Origin of the sequence: Caballeronia glathei (assembly GCF_000698595.1) — a bacterium.
GTDB classification, from domain to species: domain Bacteria; phylum Pseudomonadota; class Gammaproteobacteria; order Burkholderiales; family Burkholderiaceae; genus Caballeronia; species Caballeronia glathei.
Genome location: NZ_JFHC01000013.1, coordinates 110,944 through 118,185 on the forward strand (window position 1 = coordinate 110,944; position 7,242 = coordinate 118,185).

The window sequence follows — 7,242 nt, forward strand, 5'->3', positions numbered from 1 at the left end:
CTCACTGGTGTTCGCCGTCGTTGCTGCGATCGGCATGCAGCACCGCAACCGCCGACGTACCGATGCGAAACAGCTCCGGATTGGCGTTCTCGACGCGGATCTTCACCGGAAAGCGCTGCGCCACATGGACCCAGTTGAGCGTGCGCTGAATGCGCGGCAACCCGCCTGACAAGCCAAAGCCGCCTTCCTCGGGGGCCACGCCGTAGCCAATCGAATCGACGGTGCCCTGAAAGCGCTGGCTCGTATCGCTCATCAGATAGACCGTGGCAGGTGTGCCGGCTTGAATGCCCATCAGTTCGGTCTCGCGAAAGTTCGCGACCACGTACCAGCGGCGCGTATCGATCAACGTGAAGACCGGCTTGAGCACGGATGCGAATTGCCCGGTGGAGGTTTTCAAGGCGACGACGCGTCCGTCGAACGGAGCGCGCACGGTCGAATATTCGAGATTCAACTCGGCGATGGAGATCTCCGCCAGCACGACCGCACGCTGCGCGACCAGCGCATCGACGCCGCTGATGGCCGCTGCGGCTTGTCGCGCCTGCAGTTGCGCTGCGTTGAGTTCTGCCTGCGCCGCCCGGTGCGCAGTTCGGGCGCGGTCGACATCTTCCGCTGACACATAGCCTTGCGGCAGCAGCGGTTCGGTGCGGTGCAGGGTATCAGCCGCCAGAGTAGCCGCTGCGCGCGTGCGTTCGACGGCAGCACGCACAGACTGCGCGTTGTACTGCTGCGCGTTGACGGTGCGCTGGGTTAGCTCGATCTGCCTGTCGAGTGCGATAAGGGAGGCTTTTCCCCGAGTCAGCGCATCCTGATATGGACGCGGATCGACCTGAAACAGCAGATCGCCTTGCTTCACCGCCTGGTTGTCATGCACGGCGAGTTCGACAATGCGCCCGTTGACCTCCGGCACGACGTCTATCGTATCCGCGTAGGCATACGCATCATCGGTGCGCGGCGCGCGATCCAGCAGCCGGATGACGAAGATCAGCAGAAGCACGGTCACGACAACCAGCACAATGGCCGGCCATTTTCTGTTCGGTGTCTTGCTGGCGGTCGTCGTCATCGGATCCACCCGTATGGAGATTCAATGTGGAAACAGAATCAACCAGAACGCGAGTGCAAAAAACGTAACGAGTGTCGGATATACCACTGCTGAAGGCCACAGCCATTCACCGCGCCGGGCACGTTGCAGGATCAGGTAGAAGATGACCGTAAGCACGACGCCCGCGACGATGCAGAACAGCCAGTCCGGGAAGTAGGCGCCGAGCACGCTGATGGACGGCGCATACGCGCATCCTGACGTCGGCACCGTGGCAACCACGGCGACGCCGATTGCACGCATCAGGCCTGCCCATCTGAAGAGCCGCACGTAAGCGCTCCAAGGTCGTAAGTCTCGCTGGTATTTGCGTTACGTTTCGCCCCGTGGGCCGCTTGTTCGCGAGCCGAAGCTCGGCAGCGTGCCGTCGGGGCCTTTGTCCCGCGCCGCTTCCTTACCCGAGTAGCATCGATTTCCTTCCTCCGCATTTCGTACCGCGATCCGACGGGTGCCTGGCGCCGGATGGGAGCGCTCTAGAAGCGTGTGGGGCGGCGCCGTTCAAATGGGCATCCTTCTCCGGGATGACGGTTGAATACATGGCAATGCCGTAGGCAGGAGTGCGGTGCCAAATCCATCGGCTCGAGCGCTTCCGCTTCCGGGTGATAGCGCATGAGCGCGATTCGCACCGGCAACCCGGCGATCCCGATGTAGATCAGAATCCCGGCACCGCCCGCGAGGAACGACGTGGCAAATGTCGCGTAATCCCAGAGCCCGAGTTCGAATCCGGGCATGCCACGCTCCCTGGTCAGTACGCATCCGCGCGAGCGCGCCCTTTGCGCGGTCGCGTCAGAAGATAGACCAGGACCGCGTAGTCGGGATTGGTCGTCGTCATGTTCTGTCTGGATGTATCGTGAGCGATTCTCGCCTCAAGCCGCGCGGCCGGCATCATCGTTTTATCTGAAAGACTATGCGTGCGGTGGGCACGTCACTCGTAGCCCAAGGTTCAATGGCGCCAATACGCAGCGTGGAATATTCTTCTTGGGAATTGCTCTCAACGTGTTCGTCGGCAGAGGAATAAAAGTGGGTTTGCGCTTTACTGTAAGTGCGACAATAGATTGATATATGCTAAAGCCGTCCCGGTACCAGGCGGAGCGCGACAGTAGACGGCCGACCGTGGCAATTTGTGAGACCGATACGGACCATTCCCGAAGGCCTGCGATTGCGATCAGGTGGCGGGCGACGACAGCGAAAAGCGTTCTGTGCCGAAGGCTTTCCGCGAAACACGTTCAGCCATCTTCCGTCATTAGTATAGGCCACGACACGGCCGTTCGGCACCCAAAGGCGGGCACTATCGCGACCGCCAACTGCGCGCGAGGGGCGCTCTCGCGCCTTATTATCGATATCGTTAAAGAAGCTGTGCAGATGACACAGTTGCTTGATTTGAGCGAACGTACGGGCCTTGTGACTCGCTCCGCGCTTGCGGAAGGACTCGCAATGCCGAGGCAAGCGTGATTCTGAAGTAAGCGCGCCTGTTGCCCAAGCTGAACAGCAGCATCGAGCAACGGCGCGATCGAGACTTTGACGACGCCGCAGGTGGTGCTCGGGAAGCATGTCGGTCGGTCAGGTACAGGCCGATCAGCGCGCCGGCAAAAGCGCACCCAAAAGCGAGCAAAGCGATCGCGAACCGCGTAGCGTTCAGCCGTGATGTCACGGATCGAATCATTTCCCACGGATCGCCACGACTGATTGATGCTGTTACATATTGCCTCGGCGGCTTAAGTCGAAGTAATTTCCTCAGTGTTCATGAGGCGGTAGGAGGCACGGATTCGTGTATTGGGCGCTGCATGATTGGACCAATGGTAGCCATACGATCCCAGCGCACAAACAGGAGCGTTAGCGCTGGCCCTGTTCCCGGAGGTCATCCCGATGCGATGCCTGCTCGAGGCTGCGCACCGCCGCAGCGGTGACGACGCCGGTCATTAACACGCCCACCACTCCGAGCAAAATCGCGTCGATCCGGCCCAGGGTAGTCGTGGGAACCACATCACCGTACCCGATGGTAAGCGCCGTTACCGTGCAGAAGTACAGCGTCTGCCCAAAGGAGGGCGGTGCACCGTTTGCCGCTTCGATTGGTCCACCCGCGTAATACATGACGGCCGAAAGCAGCACGAAAATCGCCAGCAGGGCGGCGAGAATCGAACGTAGATACCAGATGATCCTGGCAAATTCCTCGAACACGTGGCGAGCGTGCAAGGTGCTGTCCGGGGCTTTCTTGACATTGTCCATGATGGAACCTCTCGCAATCTCGCGAAGCAGGCTGCAAACACGTCTGGTCCTTCGCGAGGCGCATGGGCCTTCTGGTTGCCGTGCCCTTTTGTGCCGACCTGATGTTCCAGCTTCCCGACCGGTCCGGCCGTGTCCGATGACTCGCTTTGGCTGATCGCGAGCAGCGCTTCGACGTTGTCAATATAACGCCGTCCATCGTCCGAAGGTGATGCTGGGGGGAACCGATCGCGTGCTGCCCGTTGTGCCACGCAGCGAGCGGTCTGGAACTGCGGCGGCCATGCGTCGAGGCAGTCGCCAAGCGATTTGCGCCGGCTCGCCTCGGCCTCCCTTATAATCCGGCATGACTCCATCTCTCTCCCACGCAGCAAGCATACGAGCGGCAGCACCGGCTGCGCGATTCATCGGTTTGTTGGTCGCGCATACCTCGGCCGGCCATTCACCATCCACGCGTATGGAATGCACGTTCCACGAGCGGCGGCCGGCGCTCGTATGAAAATACCCAAACGACTTGCACCGCTTCTCGAAGAAGGACTCATCGACGAAGTCATCAGCCAGCTGATGAGCGGCAAAGAGGCAACAGTCTACGTCGTGCGCAGCGGCGAATCGACGCGGTGCGCAAAGGTCTACAAGGACGCGAAGCGGCGCAGTTTTCGGCAAGCCGCGTCGTATCGGGACGGTCGAAAGGTCAAAAACAGCCGGCAGGCGCGGGCAATGGAAAAAGGTACGCGCTACGGCCGTCAGATGCAGGAAGCGTCATGGCAGAACGCCGAAGTCGACGCGCTGTTCCGGCTCGCCGACGCAGGTGTGCGCGTGCCGCAACCCTATATTTGCACCGACGGCGTATTGCTGATGGAGCTGGTGGTCGACGAGGCGGGTGACGTCGCGCCACGGCTCAACGACGTCGATCTGACCGAAGCCCGCGCCCTCGAACTACACGCGCTGCTGCTGAACCAGGTTGTCCGCATGCTCTGCGCAGGGGTGATTCACGGCGACCTGTCGGAATACAACATCCTGCTGGCAGCGGATGGGCCGGTGATCATCGATCTGCCACAGGCCGTCGACGCAGCCGGCAACAACGAAGCCGCCTCGATGCTCAAGCGAGACGTCGATAACCTGGCCGCGTACTTCGGACGGTTTGCACCGCAAATACTCACCGCGAGTTATGGCACGGAGATCTGGACGCTCTTCGAAGCAGGGCGGCTGCATGTCGATGCCGAATTGACCGGCCGCATCGAAGTCGATACGCGACCCGTGGACCTCAATGGCGTGCTGCAGGAAATCGAAGAGACACGTCTTGAGGAAGACGCGCGAGTTCGGCGACAGCAGGAAATGAGCGCAGGCCGGTAATCGTGCTCGATGTCCCTCGAAGATAGCCCGAAAGTGAAGCGCTTCGAGGGATGTCGCCGCTCGGCGGCCATCTCCGGACATCGGTCCACGCCTTCACGGGGGTGTTCAAATGTCGTCTCCGCACCAGGCGGCGGCACTTCGTGGGCAGAGTCGCGTTTCCATAGCCCTCACCGGACGGCCGTTCTCGCCACGGCTAGCCCATTGGCCCGACATTCCAACTAGGTAGAAGAGCTTCATGCACCTTCACCGCGCCCCCGCGCGGCAAGGCGCGCAATCATCCGGTCAGCCATCACGCGGTCGATCTTCGAACGGGCGGTTATTGCGAAGCGCCACGATCAGGCGATCGTCGGGCCGCGTCCGTAACGCCGTCCGGGGACAACGCCGCATGCGTCACGCTGGTCATGATTCCCCTCGAGCACTGCACACAACTGGTCGTTTCAATGCCGCAAGCCGACATTCGTGCGCGAGGCGTGAAGGTCTGCAACGGCTTGCGACGAACGCTCTACAGTGCGATGTCCGTCACCGTCGCGGGTTGAACAATCGCAGAAGCTCCTCGCGTAGCTCGGAAATGTCCAGCACGTGCTGGGCGCGCGTCACCGCCACGTAAAGCAGTCGCATCTCGTCTTCATCCAGCGTCAGACGCCCGTCAACGGCCTTGAAGCGAAAGTCGTTGGCTACCTTCACTCGTTTCCATTGCAGCCCCTTGGCGCGGTGCACGGTCGAGATTACGTAGTCGGCGCCTGCCTCCGGTATAGCTCGGCGCGCAAGCTCCCGCAGATAGCCGCTACCGAACTCATCAATGATTCGCACGATCGGCAGCAGGTCTCGCCCAACCGCGCTCCGGGCGAACGATTGAGCTTCCTTCCAGCTCTCGAATAGCGAAAACGCCGCCGGCCGGAAAGCTCGCCTGCCAGCGAGCAATTGATCGGCGCCGTCTGCAAATGACACGATCTCCGTGGGGCTCATCCGGATCGCCGCCTTGTGACCCGCTTCGACGCCCGCGGCCAATTGCCAGATCGCGGTCACGTTCTTGCGACACAAGATCGCGTCGACCGGGGGCGAGATATTCGGGTCTTCGACCATGATGGACCCGATGCCGTCCTGGCCCCGAATCGGAGTGCGCTCGCCAAGCAGAGACAGGATACGACTCGCGAGTGCCGCGAATGCAGGTCCGAACCTGAACGATTCGGTTAGCGCACGCTCGGGCGCATCGATCTGCGCCATTGCATTCACGGCGCCGCGCCACTCATAGATTTGCTGGTAGGGATCGCCGACATAGATGATCTGCGCGTGGCGCTGAAGGCCCAGCGTCGAGAGCATGACGCCGTCGCTGTCCTGCGCCTCGTCGAACAGGATGAAATCCGCCTCGATACGAGGTTCCGTCTGCGCCCAGACTTTCAGGTAGACGTCCGGCGCGATAGCGCTTCGTCCGCGTGGATCAGTGCTTTCATTCCACAGGCGCGCTACGTAGGGAAGCAGCGATTCGCGCAGCCAGTCGGCGGCCTTGTCCTCCACCTTTTCGTCGACAGGGATGTGGAAAGCCTCGGGTTGCAATTGCGCCGAGCGGCAAAACCGCCCCAGGCCGTCGGCGACCATCCGACCAATTTCGAATGGCGTGACTTCGACGGTCTTGCCGGTGATGGTGGGCACCTCTATCGGCCCGAGCCCGTAGCGGGTGGCCAATTCGTGCGGTGGCTCGGCCGTTAGGTTCACGCGCGCGGTCAGGGCACGAGACACGGACGCATATGCGAGCGAATGCACCGTGCGTGCGCTGACATTGGGTGGAAAGCCGCGGCGAGCGTGTTCAGCGATCTCCTTGTTGAAGGCGAGATAGCTGCCGCGCCTGCCAGTGAGATGATCGGCAATCAGTCGTAGCGTCGAAGTCTTTCCCGCCCCGGCATACGCCTTGATCTTCAGGTCGCCACCCCCACGAACCGCCTCGACGACAGCATGTTGTTCGGCGGTAGGCTTGAACGAATGGGGCATACACGTTGCGGGGGGAGTGGAGAATGTTCGTAGTGTGCCGGAAAATGCCTTTGGAAACATGCGCCGTCCGCGGCGCCTAATCGCCCCGGCGCTTGTGTGCAGGTTTCTATCCGCCGCCATGAAACGTCATTCGCTCGCACTGCCCGCGAACAATCAGGCATCGGTTCCCCTCGGGAGCCGGCCGTTCAATTCGCGTGGTTGAAGTGCCACCTCACTCGCGGATGATGTGGTGTAGCGTACGGCCCTCGAGCGTCTGCCGCAGCCGCGTCGCGGTTCGATGACTCGATAGCCCAAGCAGGTTGCTCACTGGTTCGTTGGTCTTGCCAGCAATGAGGTGATGATGGCCAAGGTGTTACGCAAAGACGAGGGCTCTCGTCAGGGGCCGAAGCGTCAGCTTCGCGCAAGGCCCCCGCACACAATTGAGCAGCGTGTCTGCCTTCATTGGGTTGCCACCGGCTGTGGCTACAAACTGCAAGTTCGTCTAGCGTCATATTGCGATTCAGCCGACCATGTAAGCCAGGTCGGTTGCCCGGGCGGCAAGCGGGCGCATCGTCGCAACTTTCTGATGCTCCAGCCACAACTGGAACATC

General features: G+C 61.3%; 6 protein-coding genes. 1 reads left to right on the top strand and 5 read right to left on the bottom strand.

Annotation, left to right across the window (positions count from 1 at the left end):
• Position 1 precedes the first annotated feature (1 nt).
• The 4 genes from mdtN to BG61_RS11525 all read right to left on the bottom strand — a co-directional run bounded on the left by mdtN (position 2) and on the right by BG61_RS11525 (position 3,319).
• On the bottom strand, positions 2 to 1,060 hold the full coding sequence (mdtN, locus tag BG61_RS11510; RefSeq protein WP_035938482.1) for a multidrug transporter subunit MdtN: 1,059 nt from the start codon (positions 1,058 to 1,060) through the stop codon (positions 2 to 4).
• Positions 1,061 to 1,081: 21 nt separating this feature from the next.
• Positions 1,082 to 1,339 carry a YtcA family lipoprotein gene (locus tag BG61_RS11515; RefSeq protein WP_035938480.1) on the bottom strand — a complete coding sequence of 86 codons (258 nt, stop codon included), beginning with the start codon at positions 1,337 to 1,339 and terminating at the stop codon, positions 1,082 to 1,084.
• Positions 1,340 to 1,566: 227 nt separating this feature from the next.
• A complete protein-coding gene (locus tag BG61_RS11520) occupies positions 1,567 to 1,824 on the bottom strand; it encodes a hypothetical protein (RefSeq protein ID WP_051672431.1) in 258 nt (85 codons plus the stop codon).
• Between the two features lie 1,102 nt (positions 1,825 to 2,926).
• Positions 2,927 to 3,319 (bottom strand): potassium channel family protein, encoded by a 393-nt coding sequence (locus tag BG61_RS11525; protein WP_035938479.1) that lies wholly within the window; start codon positions 3,317 to 3,319, stop codon positions 2,927 to 2,929.
• A 489-nt stretch (positions 3,320 to 3,808) separates the two neighbouring features.
• On the opposite strand from BG61_RS11525, the gene BG61_RS11530 reads away from it, so the two are divergent.
• Positions 3,809 to 4,666 carry a PA4780 family RIO1-like protein kinase gene (locus BG61_RS11530; RefSeq protein ID WP_035938477.1) on the top strand — a complete coding sequence of 286 codons (858 nt, stop codon included), beginning with the start codon at positions 3,809 to 3,811 and terminating at the stop codon, positions 4,664 to 4,666.
• Between the two features lie 519 nt (positions 4,667 to 5,185).
• Here BG61_RS11530 and BG61_RS11535 read toward each other — a convergent pair.
• Positions 5,186 to 6,652: a UvrD-helicase domain-containing protein gene (locus BG61_RS11535; RefSeq protein WP_035938475.1), complete on the bottom strand. Its 1,467-nt coding sequence runs from the start codon at positions 6,650 to 6,652 to the stop codon at positions 5,186 to 5,188.
• Positions 6,653 to 7,242 lie beyond the last annotated feature (590 nt).